This window comes from Oceanobacillus sp. AG (genome assembly GCF_009746545.1).
GTDB lineage: Bacteria > Bacillota > Bacilli > Bacillales > Amphibacillaceae > Oceanobacillus > Oceanobacillus indicireducens.
On the sequence record NZ_WOWT01000024.1, the window covers coordinates 25,946 to 47,429 of the forward strand.

General features: G+C 38.9%; 15 protein-coding genes. 11 read left to right on the forward strand and 4 right to left on the reverse strand.

All coding sequences use genetic code 11. From position 1 onward, the window contains the following. Positions 1-160 precede the first annotated feature (160 nt). Together GN217_RS13240 and GN217_RS13245 are read right to left on the reverse strand one after the other, a co-directional pair. Positions 161-1,945 carry a glycoside hydrolase family 13 protein gene (locus GN217_RS13240; protein ID WP_156857139.1) on the reverse strand — a complete coding sequence of 595 codons (1,785 nt, stop codon included), beginning with the start codon at positions 1,943-1,945 and terminating at the stop codon, positions 161-163. A 139-nt stretch (positions 1,946-2,084) separates the two neighbouring features. Further along, entirely contained in the window at positions 2,085-4,205 is a 2,121-nt protein-coding gene (locus GN217_RS13245) for an alpha-amylase family glycosyl hydrolase (RefSeq protein WP_156857140.1), read from the reverse strand. Positions 4,206-4,576: 371 nt separating this feature from the next. Between GN217_RS13245 and GN217_RS13250 the strand changes: the two genes are divergently transcribed. From GN217_RS13250 to GN217_RS13300, 11 genes are all read left to right on the forward strand, one after another. Continuing rightward, a complete protein-coding gene (locus GN217_RS13250; protein ID WP_156857141.1) occupies positions 4,577-5,863 on the forward strand; it encodes a sugar ABC transporter substrate-binding protein in 1,287 nt (428 codons plus the stop codon). 173 nt (positions 5,864-6,036) lie between these two features. Then, on the forward strand, positions 6,037-7,284 hold the full coding sequence (locus tag GN217_RS13255) for a carbohydrate ABC transporter permease (protein WP_156857171.1): 1,248 nt from the start codon (positions 6,037-6,039) through the stop codon (positions 7,282-7,284). Then, on the forward strand, positions 7,284-8,123 hold the full coding sequence (locus GN217_RS13260) for a sugar ABC transporter permease (RefSeq protein ID WP_156857142.1): 840 nt from the start codon (positions 7,284-7,286) through the stop codon (positions 8,121-8,123). The genes GN217_RS13255 and GN217_RS13260 overlap by 1 nt, the downstream gene beginning before the upstream one ends. Before the next feature lie 152 nt (positions 8,124-8,275). Then, on the forward strand, positions 8,276-9,301 hold the full coding sequence (locus GN217_RS13265) for a LacI family DNA-binding transcriptional regulator (RefSeq protein ID WP_156857143.1): 1,026 nt from the start codon (positions 8,276-8,278) through the stop codon (positions 9,299-9,301). An 87-nt stretch (positions 9,302-9,388) separates the two neighbouring features. Continuing rightward, positions 9,389-10,420, forward strand: a complete 1,032-nt coding sequence (locus GN217_RS13270; RefSeq protein ID WP_156857144.1) for a Gfo/Idh/MocA family protein — start codon at positions 9,389-9,391, stop codon at positions 10,418-10,420. 5 nt (positions 10,421-10,425) lie between these two features. Continuing rightward, on the forward strand, positions 10,426-11,460 hold the full coding sequence (locus GN217_RS13275; protein ID WP_156857145.1) for a Gfo/Idh/MocA family protein: 1,035 nt from the start codon (positions 10,426-10,428) through the stop codon (positions 11,458-11,460). Positions 11,461-11,475: 15 nt separating this feature from the next. Further along, positions 11,476-12,444 carry a sugar phosphate isomerase/epimerase family protein gene (locus GN217_RS13280; protein WP_156857146.1) on the forward strand — a complete coding sequence of 323 codons (969 nt, stop codon included), beginning with the start codon at positions 11,476-11,478 and terminating at the stop codon, positions 12,442-12,444. Positions 12,445-12,513: 69 nt separating this feature from the next. Continuing rightward, positions 12,514-14,184 carry a glycoside hydrolase family 13 protein gene (locus tag GN217_RS13285; RefSeq protein WP_156857147.1) on the forward strand — a complete coding sequence of 557 codons (1,671 nt, stop codon included), beginning with the start codon at positions 12,514-12,516 and terminating at the stop codon, positions 14,182-14,184. Between the two features lie 79 nt (positions 14,185-14,263). After that, on the forward strand, positions 14,264-15,238 hold the full coding sequence (locus tag GN217_RS13290) for an ROK family glucokinase (protein WP_156857148.1): 975 nt from the start codon (positions 14,264-14,266) through the stop codon (positions 15,236-15,238). 437 nt (positions 15,239-15,675) lie between these two features. Beyond that, the gene (locus tag GN217_RS13295; RefSeq protein ID WP_156857149.1) at positions 15,676-17,226 is read left to right on the forward strand and encodes a class I adenylate-forming enzyme family protein; all 1,551 of its coding nucleotides are present in this window, start codon (positions 15,676-15,678) and stop codon (positions 17,224-17,226) included. A 73-nt stretch (positions 17,227-17,299) separates the two neighbouring features. Continuing rightward, on the forward strand, positions 17,300-18,466 hold the full coding sequence (locus GN217_RS13300; protein WP_156857150.1) for a lactate 2-monooxygenase: 1,167 nt from the start codon (positions 17,300-17,302) through the stop codon (positions 18,464-18,466). A gap of 273 nt (positions 18,467-18,739) precedes the next feature. Here the strand turns inward: GN217_RS13300 and GN217_RS13305 are convergent, their stop codons facing one another. Continuing rightward, positions 18,740-20,497 carry a glycerophosphodiester phosphodiesterase family protein gene (locus GN217_RS13305; protein ID WP_198042658.1) on the reverse strand — a complete coding sequence of 586 codons (1,758 nt, stop codon included), beginning with the start codon at positions 20,495-20,497 and terminating at the stop codon, positions 18,740-18,742. Positions 20,498-20,500: 3 nt separating this feature from the next. Then, positions 20,501-21,034, reverse strand: a complete 534-nt coding sequence (locus GN217_RS13310) for a hypothetical protein (protein ID WP_156857152.1) — start codon at positions 21,032-21,034, stop codon at positions 20,501-20,503. Positions 21,035-21,484 lie beyond the last annotated feature (450 nt).

Sequence of the window (21,484 nt, forward strand, 5' to 3'; positions counted from 1 at the left end):
TATCCTCTCTGTGGTTTTTACTATAGAAAAAAGTAACAGATAGGATAAGTGGACGGACAAAATTTGATGTTAGGACAGTTCTTGTGGTTTATTTTAACAAGAACTGTCCTTAAGTAATTTAATCATCTAGGGTCGTAATTTTCTAGCTTTAAATTATCTACTAATTCTTATACTCAAAAATGCGAAAACCTAATGGAGAGACTTTTATCTTATCTAACGCTGTCAGTTGAATAGACTCGTGGGAATAGGCTGTATTGATGCTAGTTCCAACAAGTAGTTCACTACAATATTTTTCAGGAAAATCTGGTAAAGCTAACGTCTGTTCCTCCGTACTATTATTTATAACATAAAGGATACGCCGGTTACCCGCTTGCTTTTGATAGACTAATGTATTTGCTTCATTATCGTACATAACGATTTGGAATGTACCATCATTTCCAAAAGCAGGAATTGTTTTTCGCATTGTAATCAGATTTTTAACATACGTAAACAACTCTTTATCTTGCTTCGTTTCGTCCCATATCATACATGCGCGGCAACCCGGATCTTGACCGCCTTCCATCCCAATTTCATCCCCATAATAGATACAAGGTGTACCAATGAAAGAGAGCTGAAAGAGATATAGAAGTTTCACACGATCCAACTCGCCATCTGCTAATGTCAAAATCCGCGGTGTGTCGTGGCTATCAAGCAAATTAAAGGCAACTTCATTCACATTCGCCGGATACATATGCAATACATTGGTAATGGAATTCGCGAAGTCTTCAGGAGATCGCTCATTTTTTGCAAGAAAATCGATTGCACTATTTGTAAACGGATAATTCATGACAGCATCGAATTGGTCGCCGCCAAGCCAAGGCATTGAATCATGCCAAATTTCTCCTAATATATAAGCATCCGGTTTCACTGCTTTCACTTCTTTTCGAAAATCTCTCCAAAACTGGTGATCCACCTCATTCGCGACATCTAAACGCCACCCGTCAATATCAAATTCTTCAATCCAGTAGCGGGCAACTTTCAATAAATAGGCTTTCACTTCCGAATTTTCCGTATTGAGCTTCGGCATGGATCCAACAAAGCCAAACGCATGATAGTTTGGTACTGGCTCTGGTTTTACAGGGAATTCTCGAAGATGGAACCACTCCGTGTAAGCTGATTTCTCTTGTTTATCCAGTACATCTTGAAATGGAGGGAAATAATAGCCGCTATGATTAAATACCGCGTCAAGCATGACACGAATTCCCCGCTGGTGACATTCACGCACAAGGCGGCGAAAAGTTTCCTTATCTCCAAATTGCGGATCAATTTCCATGTAATCAATCGTGTCATATTTATGATTGGAATATGCTTTAAAAATTGGTGTGAAATAGATGCCATTAATTCCTAAATCAACTAGATAATCCAGGGAATCGATTACACCTAGGAAATCACCGCCAAAGAAGTTTGTAGCAGTCGGTGCAGCCGATCCCCATGGTAAAGTTCCCTCTGGATTTAATGATGGGTCGCCGTTTCCAAACCGTTCTGGAAAAATTTGATACCAAACAGTGTCCTTAACCCAGTCTGGTGCTTGGAAGACATCGATTTGATTCAAGTATGGGAAGCAGAAGTAATTGGAAATATCTGCTGGAGGATCAGAATAAACACCACTCTCCGTGTAATAGCATGTTTCACTAGAATCCGAGCAGCGAAATCCATAGCGCATCCGGTAGAACTCAGGTTTTACTGCGATAAACCAATAATCATGTAAAGCGGTCGATCCTGACTTGATCATCTCAACCGTTTGCGTCTGCCATACCTCATCTTTCCAGTCATACGGGTCTCCAAACAGAAGTGCGACAGACTCCATATCATTCTTTTTCGTTTGCAGTACGATATGTAATGTTTCCTTGTCATAAGCGTATGCGAAGTTATTCTTTGGGCGGTGGTAGATTGCTTCTTTTAGCATTTAATTTTCTCCTTTCTGAAATAAAAACCCCGATTTCCGTAGTGTTGGAAATCGGGGTTGTTGTCATTTGTACAAAGCATTGCCCTTAAGTTGTTCTCCATTTTAATGTAATGTAAGCGGATTAGGTTGTCAATAAAATTTATTGTTGCCAGTCTACAATTACTGTATCAGTCCCATCTTGAGGAGTTGTAACAGAATGGTTAATACCGGACTCCCACTCCACGTTTCCTACAGCGTCTTTTTTAATGAATTTAAACTCTATGCTTTCATTGGCAGGAACACTTATATCATAATACCAACTAGGATACTCATATATAACTTGATTAAACATTGGCCCTATTGCTTCATCAGGATTCCAATTTCCTAGTTCACTTACATTCCCAACAATATAAACGTTCGAACCAAGAGTAGTAAATGCGTTATTTACCACAAAACGCATCGTTATTTGTTTACCAGTTAGTAATTCGAAATTATTATATGAATTACTACTATTATTATTTGCTGTGTAAACGGTTATATCATGTTTACCAGGATTGATGTTTGGAAGAAGAATTTCTATCTCTGTGTTAGACCAAGATTGAATCTCTACAGTAGATGAACCTAATTGAACTGTTCCCTCTTCAGCACCAAATCCCTCCCCATTTATCATAACCGTATTTCCAGCTTTACCTACCATTGGACCGACATGTCCTATAAGTGGTGTAGTAGAAGATTCAGTGTACTGCCAAACGGATACGGCTCTTGGGCTGAGATTAAACGAGTCTACTGAACCATTTGAACTTACAGTTATATTATTACCGTCTAATAGAGTGTTCAGTTCATCATTATACCCTCCCTCTGGTAAAGAGGTATTCAAATTGGTAATATTATAACTTTCATGACCACGATTTACAGCGGTAACAACAACATTATTTCCAAACTTTCTTTCATAAATATAAACATCAGAGTTTATCCAACGTTCATTGGTATCTCCGTATCCAAGTGCAGGGTTGGATTGTCTCAGCGATGTAAGTTGACTAGTAATTTGATAGGCATTTGTTGATGTATCAAAATTAGTCAGCGGTTTTCTGTTATCAGGATCGCTATCTCCAGTTAAATACTGTTCAGTTCCATAATATATAGTCGGAACACCTCGAGAGGTAAGTAATACAGCAAGGGCGATATCTGTATGTCTATTCGAGGATGCTTCTTCAGAAAACCTGCTCATGTCATGATTGTCTATAAAAGTTACTTGATCGATAACTTCATTATAATCTACAGCAGAGCTGTCAATCATTTCATGGAAATCGTACCAGTCAGAACTCCCGTCTTTCAATACATCACGAATTGATTGTCCGAATTGAAAATCCAGAAGACTCATGCCGCTCTCATTTGCAAAATGATGATTTTGTGGATCAATCTCACCCGATCCTAAAAACCACTCACCAAATGTAAAAACGGGTTCATAAGCATATATCTCACTCATTAAAGAAGTTTGCCAACCCTCTGGCATATGTTTAACAGCATCAACTCTGATTCCATCTATGCCTTTATCTAACCATAGCTTAATAGAATCTTTTAAATATTGATCCATTGTATCATTATGCAAGTTATAATCTGCCAAATCGTATAAGTTTCTATAGATACTGTCTTCATAGGAGGAAAAGTCTGTCCCGCCATTATGATGAAATATATTTAATGGATCATTTGAATAGCTTCCCAATAATGTTCCGTTATCGTATATGGCGCCATTTTCTGCATAAGAAGGATCAGTCTCTAAAGCAGGGGAAGAATGATTAGGCGTGAAATCTACAATGACTTTTATATTATTTGCATGTGCCGTTTCGATTAAACGGTCAAAATCATTGAAATCTCCATAATAAGGATTCGTTTTCTTATAATCTCTAGCCCAATACCCATGATAAGATGTATACCCACTGGGATGAAGTGCATAAACGTTTTCAACAGGTTGTGAGATCCAAAGTGCAGTTATTCCTAATCCAGTTAGGTAACCATCGTCTATTTTATCGATAATCCCTTGCCAGTCTCCTCCACAATATTTGTGAAGATTACTGCAGTCTGAACTATAAATATTGCCAGATGGATTATTTGTTGAATCTCCGTCGTAAAATCTATCAGTTACTATTTGATAGATAACATCTCTAGAATAATCAACCTTGTTTGAAACATCAGACTGCGCAGCCGTTGAAAAAGAAAAAGTGAAAAATAAAAATAAACTTAATGCAATCGATTTCATTAAAAGTCTTCTTTTATTCACCATATCACTCCTTAATAGTATGAGATTTTTTGACTACACTCTCCTTCCTAGTAATATAATTAACCCCGGCTTTTAATTGAATAAAAGCCGGGGTTGTCTGTGATAACAAATCATTGCCCTCAAATTTTATATTTAAGTATTTTCATAGATGTTACTCAATTAATATCATAAATAAAGGGACTTATCAATGGGTATTTAGCACCATTTTAATCATTTTAAAAAAAAGTTAATGAAAACGCTTGCCAAATTAAATAGTTCGTTATAGAATGATATCAAAGCTAGGGCAAACGTTTGCGCAGAACTATTGTACTAATCTGATTTAGGCATATGTTTCGTTACTAGCTAAATTAATTTAACAGGGGAGAGGAATTGAGATGAAGAAAAGATACTTGTTATTATCGTTCGTTATGTTATTGTCTCTATTTGTTTTTTTGGCAGCCTGTGCACCAGACCGTGAGGAAGATGTGAACAGTGGAAGTGAAGGTGAAGATAATGGAGAACAGGCGGAAAAACCAGAGGAGTTAACAGTCTGGGCAAATGATCAAGAAGAACAACTAGAAGCTATTCGGAAAATAGCTGCCGATTATGAAGAGCAAGAAGGAATTAAAGTTAATGTGGAAGCGAAAAGTATGCTGGATCAATTACAAGAATTGTCTTTAGCTGGCCCGGAAGGAAATGGACCTGATTTATTCTATCAACCGCATGATCAAATAGGGAATATTGTGGCTCAAGGTCTTGCAGACCCGATTAATCTGACAGATGATGAAATAAGTCCCTATGCCGATGCCGCAGTGGAAGCAGTAACGTACAACTTTGATGGTGAAACAGATATATACGGAATCCCGGCAGTATTTGAAACATATGGGTTATTTTACAATACAGATATTGTGTCAGAAGCTCCAGAAACTATAGAAGACTTGAAGACGATCTTAGAAGAGAATACGAATGCGGCTGAGGACAAATATGGATTCTTAATGAAACCAGATGATTTATACTTTGCTTATCCGTTCTTCAAAAATTATGGTGGTTATATTTTTGGTGGAGATATAGGGGAGTATGATACTTCCGATATTGGTTTAAATAATGAGGGGGCTATAGAAGGTGGAGAGCTATTCCAATCATTCTTTGGGCAAGGATTGATTCCTTCATCAACAACAATTGATGTAATTGATGGATTATTCTCAGAAGGAAAAGTAGGCGCAGTTATTAATGGACCGTGGAGTATAACAGGTTATAAAGAGGCAATCGGTGATAGTCTTGGATTTGCTCCATTTCCTGCAATTAATGGTGAACCAAGTTCCACTTTAGTTGGAGTAAAGGCTTGGATGGTATCTTATTACTCAGAAAATAAAGATTGGGCTAAAGATTTAGCTTTGTTTATGACAAATGAGGAGAATTTGGCATATTACTTTGATGTGGCAGGAGAGCTCCCTCCAAATACGGCAGCATTAGAAAGTATTGATGACCCAATTTATGCTGCGTTTGCAGAACAAATTGAATATGGCGTACCAATGCCAAGTACACCTCAAATGTCTCAAGTTTGGGAACCGATGAACAATGCTTTACAATTCCTTGCTGAGGGTGAAGAAGCGAAAGCAGTTCTTGACGAAGCAGCTGAGCAAATTCAAACAAATATAAATGCAAGTGGTGGAGGTCAATAAAAGCAAAATAATAATGGGAAGGTTATTCTTCCCATTATTACTTTTAATGTTTAATAGAAAAAAGGAGGCAAACCGTTTTGTCTACTCCAGCAAAGAAAAATCCAGATGAAAATATAGAACAAAAGAAAGTAAGGAAGAATGACAAATGGAAGAAACATAGTCCGAAAGTGGCAATGATATTATCGATTGTTTTTGCAGGGTTCGGTCAATTATACAATAGGCGATATCTAAAAGGAACAATCTTTATTATCATGGAATTAGCTTTCCTTGTTGCATTTTTAGAATCTATTAACTATGGTTTATGGGGTCTACGTACATTAGGAACTATTCCCGGTACGGACCATTCTATCAGATTGTTAGTTTTAGGTGTATTGTCATTGATTGTAACCGTTATTGTGATCACTCTTTATGTATTTAATGTTATCGATGCAAAAAAACAAGCTGAAAAATTACGAGATGGTTGGAAGCCATTAAAGTTGAGAGCATCATTTAAAGAATTTTATGACCGTGCATTTCCTTATATAATGACGTTTCCCGGTTTACTACTTATGATTTTTGTTGTTATCTTCCCTTTATTATTTTCTGTGCTTTTGGCTTTTACGAATTATGATTTATATAATTCACCACCTCGTAATCTAGTCGATTGGGTAGGATTTGATAATTTTAAAAACTTGGTCACAGTACCAATCTGGCAAGATACATTTATAAGTGTGTTTTCGTGGACTATTGTATGGACAGTTGTTGCAACTACATTACAAATTGCACTTGGTTTCTTTTTGGCTGTTCTTGTAAATGATCCACGAGTTAAATTTAAAAAATTGATTCGTACCATTTTAATTCTACCTTGGGCAGTACCAGCGTTTGTAACTATACTAGTGTTCTCAGCGATGTTTAATGATGATTTTGGAGCTATAAACAGGGATATTATTATTCCGTTATTAGGTGGAAATGGCGTATCTTGGTTGAGCGATCCTTTATATACTAGAATAGCTATTGTCATGATTCAAACGTGGCTTGGATTTCCGTTTATTTTTGCTTTAATTACTGGGATATTACAGAGTATTTCCAAAGATTGGTACGAAGCAGCTGACATGGATGGTGCCTCGCGTTTTCAAAAGTTTAGAAACATAACATTTCCCCACGTGATGTTTGCTACTGCACCATTATTAATTATGCAATATGCTTCAAACTTTAATAATTTCAATGTGATTTATTTATTTAATGAAGGTGGCCCACCTATTCGAGGGCAGAATGCTGGAGGAACGGATATATTAATTTCCTGGGTATATAAGCTAACTTTTGATACAAATAATTACTCTATGGCTGCAGTAATCTCAATTATAATGGGGTTAATTGTTTCAGGATTTGCATTTTATCAATTCAGAAAGACAAGATCATTTAAAGAAGAGGGTGAAATCTAATGAATAGAAAGCAAAAGTCCAGAATGGAGTTAGCCTTCATTTATATAATAATTGCAGTTGTAGCAATTATTATATTTTATCCTTTAGTATGGACAGTTGGTATGTCTTTCAACCAAAGTACTAGTCTATATTCATCCAGTTTAATACCAGAAAATTTCTCATTAGATCATTATAAATGGCTATTTAGTCCAGACAGTGATTATTTAGTATGGTACAAAAATTCATTAATTGTTTCTATTGCAAATGCAATAGGAAGTGTAGTTCTAACTTCATTAGTTGCTTATGCATTTTCTCGATATAAATTTGTTGGAAGGAAAAATGGTTTATATATCTTCTTACTCTTGCAAATGTTTCCAGTTATGATGGCGATGGTTGCTTTGTATATCTTTTTGAATATGCTAGGTTTATTAGACACCCTGTCTGGTTTGATTTTAATATATCTTGGTGGTCAAATTCCGTTTAATGCATGGCTTGTTAAAGGATATTTTGATACAATACCTCGCGAATTAGATGAGGCAGCAAGAATAGACGGAGCAGGACATCTAAGGGTGTTTTGGAGTGTAATGCTACCACTCGCAAAACCCATTCTTGCAGTAGTAGCTTTATTCAACTTTATGACTCCTTTATTTGATTTTTTGCTACCCTCAATTGTACTTTCAAGTGAGGAAAATTATACATTAGCGGTTGGTCTATACAACTTTATTAATGATCAATTTTCAAATAACTTTACTAGGTTTGCCGCAGGATCTGTCTTAGTGGCAGTACCTATTGCAGCAGTATATTTATTCTTGCAGCGATATCTGATATCAGGACTGGCAGCTGGGGGAACGAAAGGTTAAACTTCTTAATAGAAACACTAAAAATTCTTAAAGTCTTGGAATCCTGTCCATTCTATGATGAATTATTGATTTCATTAATTATACCAGAGGACAGCTTGCTATTTCAGACTGCAAAAGTTGAATGATAAATAAACAGGAGGGTGAAATGGAAAATGGTAACAATAAAAGACATAGCAAAGGCAACAGGTGTATCCCCCTCTACTGTTTCTAGGGTAATTGCCGATAATCCGAGAATTAGTCCAGATACAAAGAAAAAAGTACGAAAAGCAATGAAAAAGCTAGGTTATCATCCGAATATCCATGCACGAAACTTAGTTGCCAAATCAACAAAGGCAATCGGTGTTATCTTGCCGTCATCTGCTGACAAAGCATTGCAAAACCCATTTTTCCCAGAAGTATTGCGGGGAATTGGATCTGTCACACATAAGGAACAATATACGATGATGCTTTCCAGCGGACAAACAGAGGAAGAAATACTTGCGGAAGTTGAACGTATGGTTTATGGCAGTTATGTTGACGGCATGATCTTACTTTATTCCCGAATGAATGATCCTGTTACGCAGTTCCTGAGGGAAAGAGAATTTCCATTTGTCATCGTTGGAAAACCCTATGAGAACATCAGCGAAACAACCCATGTCGATAATGATAACTTTTCAGCAGGAAAAGAAATTACCGAACATCTTATTGAACAAGGGCATGAAAAAATCGCATTTATTGGTGGGGCGAGGGATTTATTCGTAACAGTTGACCGTGAGGAAGGCTATAAAGCAGCACTGGATGAAGCTGGGCTAGAAAATAAAGAAGCGTATCAGATTCATACCGAATTTCTGAAATCAGGAGGGCGGGAAGCTGTAGAGAGTTTATTGGCGCTCGAGACCCCTCCGACAGCTATTGTAATTAGTGATGATTTAATTAGCTTAGGTGTTTTAAGTATGCTTGAAGATTCAGGATTGCATGTTCCAAAGGATATTTCGTTAGTAAGCTTCAATAATGTATATTTATCAGAAATTACGCGTCCTGCGTTAACAACGATTGATATACAAATCTATGAAATAGGCGCACAATCAGCTAAAGCGTTAATAGAAAAGACAGTAAATAAATCAGAACCGGCAAAACGGATCATCATTCCACACAAAGTAATTTACCGTGAATCCGTAAGTGAATATAAGTCTGAGTGAATACGGAAGATTGACTGGACCCCTGTGCATGGAAAAGCGGATTCACCAGAGAAATAGCCGAGAAATAATCAAAGGAGGAATCGTCCTATGACAAAAATTCGTGTTGCCGTCATTGGCTGTGGAAGTATTGCAAAACACCGCCACTTAATCGAATACAACAATAACCCACATGTGGAGATTGTCGCAGTGTGTGACATTAATGAAGCAAGAGTAAAAGAAACTGCTGAAAAATATCATGCTAAAGCATATAAAAGTTATGAAGCATTGCTGGAATCAGAAAATATCGATGCAGTGAGCGTCTGTCTCCCTAACTATTTACATGCACCAGTAAGTATCGCTGCCCTAAATGCAGGCGCTCATGTCTTATGTGAAAAACCGATGGCAACTTCCCGTGAAGAAGCTGAACAGATGATTGAAGCAGCCGAGAGAAATAATAAGAAACTCATGATCGGCCATAATCAGCGCTTCGTTTCTTCTCATCAAAAAGCAAGGAAATTAATCGAACAAGGTGAAGTTGGAAAAATTTATAGTTTCCGTACGAGTTTTGGACATGGTGGTCCAGAAGGCTGGAGTGCAGACGGAGCGGACAGTTGGTTCTTCAAAAAAGATCAGGCCTTTATCGGAGCAATGGGTGACCTTGGTGTACATAAAGCGGATTTACTGCGTTATCTGTTAGGTGAGGAATTCGTAGAGGTAGGAGCTTTTGTCGAAACGAATGCGAAAGAAAATATCGATGTCGATGATAATGCAACGTTAATTTTAAAAACAACAAGCGGCATCGTCGGTACACTGGCAGCAAGCTGGGCATATACCGCAAAAGAAGATAATTCAACGATTCTTTATGGGGAAAATGCAACGTTAAGGCTTGAGGACGACCCCGAATACTCCCTTATTGTGCAATACAATAATGGGGAGGTAGTGAAGTATGAGTTGGATGGCATTCAATCGAATGAAGATGGTGGTCAAACAACCTCACATACAATCGATCATTTCGTCGAATCCATTCTTCATGATACAAATCCATTGATTGATGGCGAGGAAGGCAAGAAATCATTGCAAGTGATTCTAGGTGCTTTGGAATCAGTGGAAACGAAACGAATTATCAGCTTGGAGAAGTGAAATTGATGCGGAAATTGAAAATGGGAATCATCGGAGTAGGTGGGATAGCGCAAGATCGCCATATCCCGGCCTACCAGGCATTATCAGACAAAGTAGAAATTACCGCAATACAAGATCTTAAAATTACAAAAGCAAAAGAAGTAGCGAAAAAATTTAATATACCTTACGTGTTTTCCAATTATGAAGAACTTTTTGCCGCCGTTGATGCGGTGACAATTTGCACACCGAATAAATTCCATGCAGAAATCTCTATCGCGGCATTAGAAGCGGGAGTCCATGTTTTATGTGAAAAACCGATGGCCATCACGGCCAAAGAGTGCGATTTAATGATTGAAGCAGCAAAGAAAGCGAATAAATGTTTAAGCATTGCGTATCATTATCGGTTCATGGACTCTGTTCAGCTGGCCAAACAAACGATGAAAGAAGTCGGGGACCCGCTTGTAGCAAGGGTCCAGGCATTGAGGTGCCGGAAAGTTCCAGGCTGGGGTGTGTTTACGAATAAACAATTACAAGGCGGAGGAAGTCTGATAGATTGGGGTTGCCATTTTTTGGATGCAGCACTTTGGCTATTAGATGAACCCAACGCAGTAGAAGTAACAGGAACAACGTATAACAGATTAAGCAAAACGCCAAATCAGCTCAACGACTGGGGCAGCTTTGATCATGAATCTTTTGATGTGGATGATCATGTATCTTCCTATATCCGATTTGAGAATGGTGCCTCTATGTTATTTGAATGCTCTTGGGCAGCAAATATAAAAGAAGATACGACAAATGTAAGCATATCCGGTTCGGATGGGGGATTGAATGTATTCCCATTTGAATTCTACCAGTCAAAAACTGGAGCATACCTAACAACCACAGCAAAAGTGGAAGATGATCAAGCAAAAGCAGGATATCTTCAGGCTAAAAACTTTATTGAAAGCTGTCTTGGGGAAGCAGAATTAGTGAATAAACCTGAGCAAGCGAGAACGGTTACCAAAATAATTGAAGCGATTTACAAAAGTAGTGAAAGCAAATCAAGTATAACATTAAATTAACTGGAGGCGGTATCCATGAAATTAGGCGTATTTACAGTATTATTTAATGAAAAACCTTTTGAAGAAATGTTGGATCATGTAAAGCAAGCTGGACTAGAAGCAGTTGAAATTGGTACTGGTGGGAACCCTGGTACTGCTCATTGTGATGTGGATGAACTACTCGCGAGTGAGGATAAACGGAAGGAATTTATCGATAAAGTTCATTCAAGGGGCTTAACGATCAGTGCATTCAGCTGTCACGATAACCCGGTTTCCCCAAATAAAGAACATGCAAAAAAATCCCATGATACGTTCGTGAAAACCGTGAAACTTGCGCAAATGTTGGATGTACCAGTCGTCAACACGTTTTCCGGCACACCAGGAGCGCATGAAGATTCCAAATACCCTAACTGGCCTGTCACACCATGGCCAACCGAATACACGGATATTTTAAATTGGCAATGGGAGAAAAAATTGATTCCTTATTGGAAAGAGCAAGCCCAATTTGCAAAAGATCATGGGGTGAAAGTTGGATTGGAACTTCATGCAGGTTTTCTCGTTCATACTCCTTATACATTACTGAAACTTAGAGATGCAACGAACGACGCAATCGGTGCTAATCTGGACCCAAGTCATTTATGGTGGCAAGGCATTGACCCGGTTGCAGCGATTAAAATATTAGGTAAGGAAAATGCGATTCATCATTTCCATGCGAAAGACACATATATTGATCAAGATAATGTAAACATGTATGGCCTGACAGACATGCAGCCATATGCAGATGTAAAGACGCGTGCATGGAGTTTCCGTTCAGTCGGGTACGGTCATAGTATCCAAGAATGGTCTAATATTGTGAGTGCGTTACGGACGTATGGTTATGATTATGTCATGAGCATTGAACATGAAGATCCGATCATGTCGATTGATGAAGGCTTTCGCGCAGCAGTTCGAAACTTGAAAGCTATCAATATGGAAGAGGCCCCCGCTAATATGTGGTGGGCATAATCTTGCTTTACAGGAAAACAATTAGCTGATGTTTGATATCAAACCGTTCAGCTAAAGGAGGAAATAAGTATGACTAGCCAGTGGTGGAAGGAAGCGGTAGCCTATCAAATTTATCCGCGAAGTTTTATGGATTCAAATGGAGATGGCATCGGGGATATCCAGGGTATCATCTCGAAATTGGATTATTTACAGGATTTAGGGATTGATGTCATTTGGGTCTCACCAATCTATCCGTCTCCGAACATTGATAATGGTTATGATATTAGTGATTACCAAGGGATTTCAGCCGAATACGGAACGATGGAAGATTTCGATGAATTGCTGCGGGAGGTACATGCCCGTGGTATGAAATTGATTATGGACCTTGTCATTAACCATACATCAGATGAGCATGAATGGTTCATTGAATCCCGTTCTTCAAAGAACAATGCCTACCGGGATTATTATATTTGGCATCCTGGAAAAAACGGCAAAGCCCCGAATAATTGGGAATCTATCTTTGGAGGATCCGCCTGGGAGTACGATGAGAAGACTGGAGAATATTACATGCATGTTTTCGCCAGTAAACAACCAGACCTCAACTGGGAAAACCCGGAAGTTCGTCACGATTTGTATAAAATGGTGAATTGGTGGTTGGACAAAGGAATCGATGGTTTCCGAGTCGATGCGATTTCACATATTAAAAAAGTTCCCGGTTTTCCAGATATGCCGAATCCCGACAATCTAAAATATGTTCCTTCGTATGAGGGACATATGAATCGACCTGGAATTGAAGTTTTCCTGGAGGAACTGAGAAAAGAAACGTTTGATAACTATGATATTATGACCGTCGGAGAAGCGAACGGAGTCAAAGTTGAACAAGCGGATGCATGGGTCGGTGAGGAGAATGGCTTTTTCAATATGATCTTCCAATTCGAACACTTGGACCTTTGGGGCAAGAGTGCAACAGGCGGACTCGATATGCAAGGACTTAAAAAAGCGCTCAGTAAATGGCAAAAAGGTTTGGATGGTGTCGGTTGGAATGCGCTGTTCTTAGAAAACCATGACCAGCCTCGTTCTGTTTCCACATGGGGAAATGATACGGACTTGCGGGAAAAATCGGCAAAGAGCTTTGCAACCATGTACTTTTTAATGCAAGGAACACCGTTTATTTATCAAGGGCAAGAGATTGGGATGACGAATGTCGAGTTTGATTCCATTGATGATTATAATGATGTTGCAATTAAAACACTTTATAAAGAAGAACGGGAAGCCGGTAAGAGTCATGGAGAGGTAATGAAAATCATCTGGAAGAGCGGCCGGGACAACTCCCGAACACCGATGCAATGGAATAGTAAGGAAAACGGCGGATTTACAACGGGAACACCATGGATGAAAGTAAACCCAAATGTGAAGGAAATTAATGTAGAAGCCGAGCTGAAAGATCCTGATTCGATTTATCATTACTATAAAAAGTTGATTGAGCTGCGCCGTGGAAATGAGACACTCATATACGGCAGCTATGAACTTATCTTAGAAGAACATGAGCAAATTTATGCTTACGTACGAACGTTAGGCGAGGAGCAGTATGTTATTTTAACAAACTTATTGGATGGTACTGCTGATTTCGAGTTCCCTGAAGATTTACTAGGTAAGCAGGCGGAATTGCGATTAAGCAACTATCAGGTGGAAGAGGCTCATGAAATACTGGATACGATGACTTTCCGTCCGTATGAAGCCCGAGTGTATCAAATAAAATAAGACGTTGCTTGATCATTCAGGAGTAACCTGCTCATAAGGAAGCAATCCGCTAATCTTACATGATAAGGAGTACATCTAAATGGATGAGTTGATGATAGGTATAGATATTGGAGGCACTACTGTAAAAATCGGCTTAATCAATCATGATGGAGAGTTTTTAGTTAAATGGCAAATACCAACGAACAAAGATAATGCAGGAAAGACAATTGTAAAAGATATTTGGGCATCGATAACGGATACCTTATCAAAACACAAAATAGAAAATAAAATAATAGGAATAGGTGTGGGCGCTCCCGGTTTTATACATCCAGAAACTGGTATCGTTGAAGAGGCTGTAAATATTGGCTGGAAAAACTTCAATCTGACAGAAGAACTTCACCGATTATCAAGTTTACCTGTATTTATAGAAAATGATGCTAATTTAGCAGCATTAGCGGAGAACTGGAAAGGGAGCGGCAACTCTGCTGAAAACCTTATATTTATTACGCTTGGCACCGGAGTTGGTGGCGGAATTATCGCAAATGGAGAGATTTTGAACGGAACGAATGGCACTGCCGGTGAGATTGGGCACATCTTGGTTGCGCCAAACGAATACCGCTGTAATTGCGGAAGAATGGGATGTTTGGAAACAATAGCTTCGGCAACAGGAATTGTGCACATGGCCATGGATCATATAAAAGAAGCTCCTCACGGTGTACTCGCTGCCCGTTATAACCAACGTGGTATGCTAGAAGCGAAAGATGTTTTTGATTGTGCAACGTCCGGAGATGAAGCGAGTCAAAGGATTATTGATCGAATGAGCGATGTGTTAGGTATGGCGATGGCAAATATGGCAGTTACGATCAACCCTAGTCAGATCATAATTGGTGGCGGCGTCTCCAAAGCAGGGGAGCCGTTGCTCGCTAAAATAACAGCAGCATTCAAAAAGTATGCCCTTCCTAGGGTAAGTGAATGTTGTGAAGTGAAGCTCGCACAATTGGACAATGATGCAGGAATGATTGGTGCGGCATATCTTGTGAAAAGTCGATTTGAGAAGCAAGAGATTAAGCTGTAGTTTTTACTGAAATTGAAAATAATGCTGGGACATAACGCTTCCAACTTGGATTAAATCTGAACAAATCTACTGACTAGTTCTGGAATATCAGGAGACTACTGTAGTAAGAAAGGCATCAATGAGACCTCGCAGTGTATCGCACCCAAGGAGACTAATCAGCCGTTAAAGGAAGCGCGAAGTTATATTCCTGGAGCGGCTGTTGATGCTCCTACACTTTGTTTAGATCGATCACCATATTTGGAAGTTATGTCTCGGCTATAATATAACTGGACAAACTGTTAACTATAAATTTCAGAATAATAAATATAGGTGATATATACATAATAATCAATCTTGTGGTAAACTATAAAGTAAAACTTGCTGAAAGGGAGGCAGGATTGAAAGATAACATGGCTGTTCCTGTAGTAGAATTTAAAAATTCCAAGGGGGAATGACGGATGCAACAGATGCTATTCAGCGACCCGATCAAATTAAATGCAATTCGCTATGGAGAAAAAGAAGCAATATCCTTTATGGAGAAAAGATTTACATATCACCAATTCAATAATCGTATTAATCAGCTGGGACACGCCTTGCAGAATATTGGAGTTAAAAAAGGTGATAAAGTAGCGTTTATGTTAATGAATTGCAATCAGTTATTTGAAATTGTCTTTGCATGCAGTAAAATTGGTGCCGTTTTTGTTCCGATTAATTCCAGATTTGTTGGCCCGGAGATTAAACACGTACTAGATGATTCAGATTCGCTAGTTCTTATTTTCGATAGTCGGTTTTCAAATGAAATGATGGCTATTTCAAATGAGGTTCGAACGACAAGGCATTTTATAAGTGTTGGGGATGCAGCAGATATCGCATCTTTCGAGTATGAAGCATGGATTTCTAGTTTTTCGAATGAGGAGCCTGTCCCAGCTGAAACTTTACATGAACTTGATAGGATATCGATCATGTACACTGGTGGAACAACTGGCCGTCCAAAAGGAGCTGTAAGAACACATCGAAGTTTATATTTGGTTGCCTTGCTTTTCAGTATCGAGTTCTCCATAGGGAGGAATGGTAAGGGTTTGGCATCAGGTCCATTATATGGTGCAGCAGCCTTTTCAATTGCGTTGCCAAACTTTTTTGTCGGAAATCCGGTTCATATCCTAGAAAAGTTTCATCCGATTGAAGTTCTAGAAGCAATTGAAAGAGAAAAGCCGACTTCTACTTTCCTAGCCCCGCCAATGTTTGAAGCCATTTTTTCGTTGCCGGAAAACATTCAAAATAAGTATGATGTTTCATCCTTGCAATCTATAATCTCGGTGGGAGCACCTCTCCATACGAGTACAAAAAATAAAATCATGAAATACTTCAATACTGCGGATCTTAACGAATTTTACGGAGCAACGGAACTCGGTGGTGCTGCAAACTTATTCCCGGAAAACCAAAGGGATAAAAACCGTTCTGTCGGAGTACCGATGCTTGGCATGGAGGTGAAGCTTCTGGATAAAGCAGGGAATACTGTCCAATCTGGCGAGGCGGGAGCATTTTACGTAAAGGGAATTACATTGTTTGATGAGTATTATAATAGACCTGAGGCAACAGCCGAATCATTTAAAGGCGAATGGCTCGGTTTAGGCGATATAGGTGTACAGGATGAAGAGGGGTTTTACTATATCGTTGATAGGGAACAGGATATGATTCTTTCAGGTGCTATAAATGTTTACCCTGCAGAGATTGAAGAAGTTCTACATGAGCATCCTAAAGTTGCAGACGTGGCAGTCATTGGTCTACCTCATGAAAAATGGGGAGAGATACCAATTGCCATTATAGTTTTAGGAGAAGGTGAATCCGCAAATCAAGAGGAAATAATAGATTTTTGTTCCGGGAAATTAGCTAAATATAAGATCCCGCACCGCGTAGATTTTGTAGATGAACTGCCGCGAAGTCTACAAGGAAAGTTACTAAAATATCAGTTGCGTGAGAGATATATAAATAATGTAACTAGTGAATAAGACGATTTTCAATTGATAGGTAAAGGGTCGAATTAAAAAATACTTCAAGTAAGAAATCGAGGAGGTATATTTTATGGAGAACATTGGAAACAAGATTCAATTTGATATTTATTCAACGATGCATAGTCCTGATCCCAAAAGGCTTCCAGTGATTCTAGAAGATTGGGAAGCACTTGCCCGTGAGAAATTAGAAGATGGCCCATATTATTATATCGCGGGTGGAGCTGGTGGAGAACATACAATACGAGAAAATTTGAAAGCGTTTACCGTCGTGAAAATTATTCCGCGAATGCTTCGGGATGTTGATAAGCGGGACTTGTCGATAAATTTATTTGGTGAGATTTTCCCGTCTCCAGTTCTGCATGCGCCCATTGGTGTGCAATCTATTATTCATAAAGATGGAGAAATTGGTTCGGCATTAGCTTGTGCGGAATTGGGCGTACCTTATATAGCTAGTTCTGCATCGACTGTTCCCATGGAAAAAATTGCGGAGGCAATGGGCGATGCACCACGTTGGTTCCAGCTTTATTGGAGCAGAGATCCGGATATTACTGCAAGCTTTTTAAAACGGGCAGAAGCGTCCGGCTATTCAGCAATTGTTGTTACGTTAGATACGCCAATGATGGCTTGGCGGGAGTATGATTTGAAGAATGTATACCTACCGTTTCTTGCTGGTGAAGGAGTAGGGAATTATTTTACCGATCCAGCATTTCAAGCAAAACTTGAAAAAAATCCTCAAGAAGACCCACAAGCTGCGATTATGCATTGGACGAAAGTTTTCGGTAACACATCTTTATCGTGGAAAGATATTGCTTTTTTACGGGAGCATACGAACCTTCCTATCATTTTAAAAGGAATCCTCCATCCAGATGATGCGAAACTTGCTATGGAGAAGGGAGTCGATGGTATTATTGTATCTAATCATGGGGGACGCCAGGTAGATGGCGCAATCGGAGCATTGGATGCACTTCCAGAGGTTGTGAATGTAGTCGAAGGAAATATCCCTGTACTCATGGATAGTGGAATTCGCCGAGGTTCGGATATTATAAAAGCAATAGCCCTAGGAGCGGAGGCGGTACTAATTGGTCGTCCCCTTATGTATGGCCTTGCAGTTGCCGGTCAGCGGGGAGTTAAGGAAGTATTGCAGCATATGCTCGCCGATTTGGATATTACAATGGGACTTGCCGGACAAAGTTCTGTAAGTCGGCTGGATGAGTCGATTTTAAGAAAAAGTGAGTAGGGGAGTTTTAGATGCGATTTTTTTCGCATATACTTACGATTTTGCAAAGCATGACTCAAATGACAAGATTGATTTCTTGATTGTTGCAAAAGAAAAATAGCTATATATTTAGGTATAATATGCTCCCCCGTATAGTATATTAGACTGAGAAATAATATAAGTCTCTTCTTCTATAGGGGGAGCATATGAGTGTTGTTCTTTTATTATACAGTTTAGATCAAATCCTCAAGCGGTGGAATAATGTCATTTTCATGGTTCGTTATTTCGTTTGTCTTACTTACTGACATTTACTTCAATTGGTTTGGAAACCAAATTCCAGTCTTCATCCAACATATTAAATGTATGCACAGCGAAGACTTCAGCTCTTCCAGGTGCTAGTGCTGTTATAGTATTGCCTGTCACATCTACATATCTATCATTATCGTGGCTATAAAGAGTAGTTTCCAGATTTTCTGAACGATCCATTCGATAGTTTACAAATGTTTTTGCTTGAATGGTTGCGGATTTACCAACTTTTAAATTCCGTTTTTTTATTGGTGTTTCAATAAATGTCGGTCCGTCGCTCAACCATTGTGTATAGTCAGTGATTGGGCCTATTAAGCCTTTTTTCAATAAATCCTTAAAAGGTTCCTGACTGCGGAAAGTCCAGTGCATATTGATTAATCCCCGTTGTCTCATATATGTTATAGATTCTTCAGAAAGGCTGCCATAACTTGCATTCAAGCGGGCACCAATACTTGTCGCATAGTTCAACATTCGTTCAGCATCTTCTATTCGTTGTTCCGGCGAATCGGGAACTGATGCAGAGTAAAGATAACCTACACTGATTTGCGGCGCGATTTCCCGAAATTTTTTCACACTTTCCATGTCAAAGCTTTGCAGGACGACATTTTCTTCCATGCCAACCTCGATGATTTCCTGAAGTACTTGTTCTTCCATTCCAATTCCTTTCAATTCCACAAGAAGCAGCACATCTTTGTCCTTGAAGCCTTCTAAAAATTCGCGGAAAGTAGGCACTTTTTCACCTGCGAATTCTTCATCGAAATGACTGCCGGCATCAAGCCCGCGAATTTCTTCCAGTGTCAATTCACTTACTGCACCTGTACCATTTGTTGTACGGTCGACTGTAGTATCGTGCATTATCACAAGATGACCGTCTTTTGTACGTTGGACGTCTGTTTCAATTAAATCAGCACCCAATTCATATGATAAGTGGTAACCAGCCATTGTATTTTCAGGTGCCAGGGATGGAACGCCTCGGTGTGCAACTACTATTGGACGTTGAACAATCGTTCTTTCAGGGTAATTTTCGAAAACTGCTGTAGTTTCTGCAGGATTACTGGAAATTATTCCATCGACACCAGCATGAATTAAATCATAAGCATTTTCTCCAATGCCCCACACAGAAATTGCCCGGGTATGGAAGTAGTGTGTATTGTCAATGGAAATATGTTGCTCCGGAAGAACTACTGTAAAGGAACGACTCATATTTGCATCTTCCACTAATTTCTTCAAGTCATGTTTATTCAAATGATTTTTCTCATAGAGAATGGCTCCGCGAGCGATTGGATAAGCAGATTTAATATTTTCCAATATGTCTACATTGGCTGATAATATATGCACATCATTGATTGACGTGGATTGTAAAGCATCAATGACACCTTCAACCGCATTCGGATCATCCACTTGAATGACTGGGATGACTTTTTCTTTTGAAGCGGCTAGAATATCTGTTAAAGTGGAGCCCCCGACCGTAACATGTCCATCATCATTTAATTCTGCTGGAAATAATACAGATGATACTCCTTCAAGTTCATCAAATTGATTAGGAATCTCACTTGATATTACAGTTGGTGCGTTGACGATATTTGTTTCAGGTTCCTCTGGTAGAAAGGCATTTGATTCTTCCAGTGGCGGGAGTTCCTGGATGCTTGTTGTAACTTTAACATTGTCAAAAGCAACCGTGGCACCGGAAACTTGAAATCCTAGATCTCCTTTTAAATAGGTACCGACAAGATCTGAATCGATCACCAATTAATCATTGATATATTGTTGTACACGATCATGCTTTGCAATCACCTTTAACCGATATGTCTCATTATATTGGAAATCCTCTGGATAAAAGTTTGTCGCTTGTACATCCCACGTATTGGAAGGAGTACGTAAAGCCAACTCTATACCATTTAGTGCAGCTGTGCCTTTTCTAACAGCAAATTGGTAGTATGGATAGTTTTCATCTTGAATTCTATACATCAGAGAAGCCCAGCGGCCATCATCCACTGCTGATTTAAAGGAAACATCAGCCTCAAAGATATAATCACCCAGATCCTCCCCAACTGAAAATATAACGCGTGAAGGTTGAGATGTACTTGGTGACGTCAGCTCAAGCGCCCCATCTACAACGGATGCATTACCCTCAATTACTTTAAAACCATCTGGTAATCCTTCTTTTTCGAAGTCTTCTTCTAGAAGGATTTCCTCACTTGCTGCGGTACTTTGGGAATTCAGAAAACAAACACATAAAAAGGTGACGGTGAATGTTAATAGAAATGATAAGAATTTCTTCATTTTAAATCCTCCTTGTATATTTGTTTCTGTCTCTTCTAAGAGGTCTACGTTCTTGGGTTAATCCCTCCTTTACAAAAAAATAGAGAAGACACCGAAGAGCCCCCATAAAAGGGTGACTCATGGTATCTTCTCTAAGACTCTACCTAAGTAATTATGAAATTACCATCAGTATAGCTGCGAAATAAATCCCTTGTCTATGGGGTTAATGGTTCATTTTGGAAAAATATCTAGGGAATAGGTAATAGATAACTTAATATTTCATTTTAACGCAATATTTTAACGGTTATGTATTTACAAATATGTAAGCGTTCGCTATAATGTTGATTAATCGAATATCTCTCGGAGATTGGAAGAGAAGAGAATGAAATAATACTTCTGCCACAGGAGTATGTTTTTTCAATCTCTTCTTTATTCATTTCCGAAAGTTTTTCGTAAATAGCAAAAGGGGGA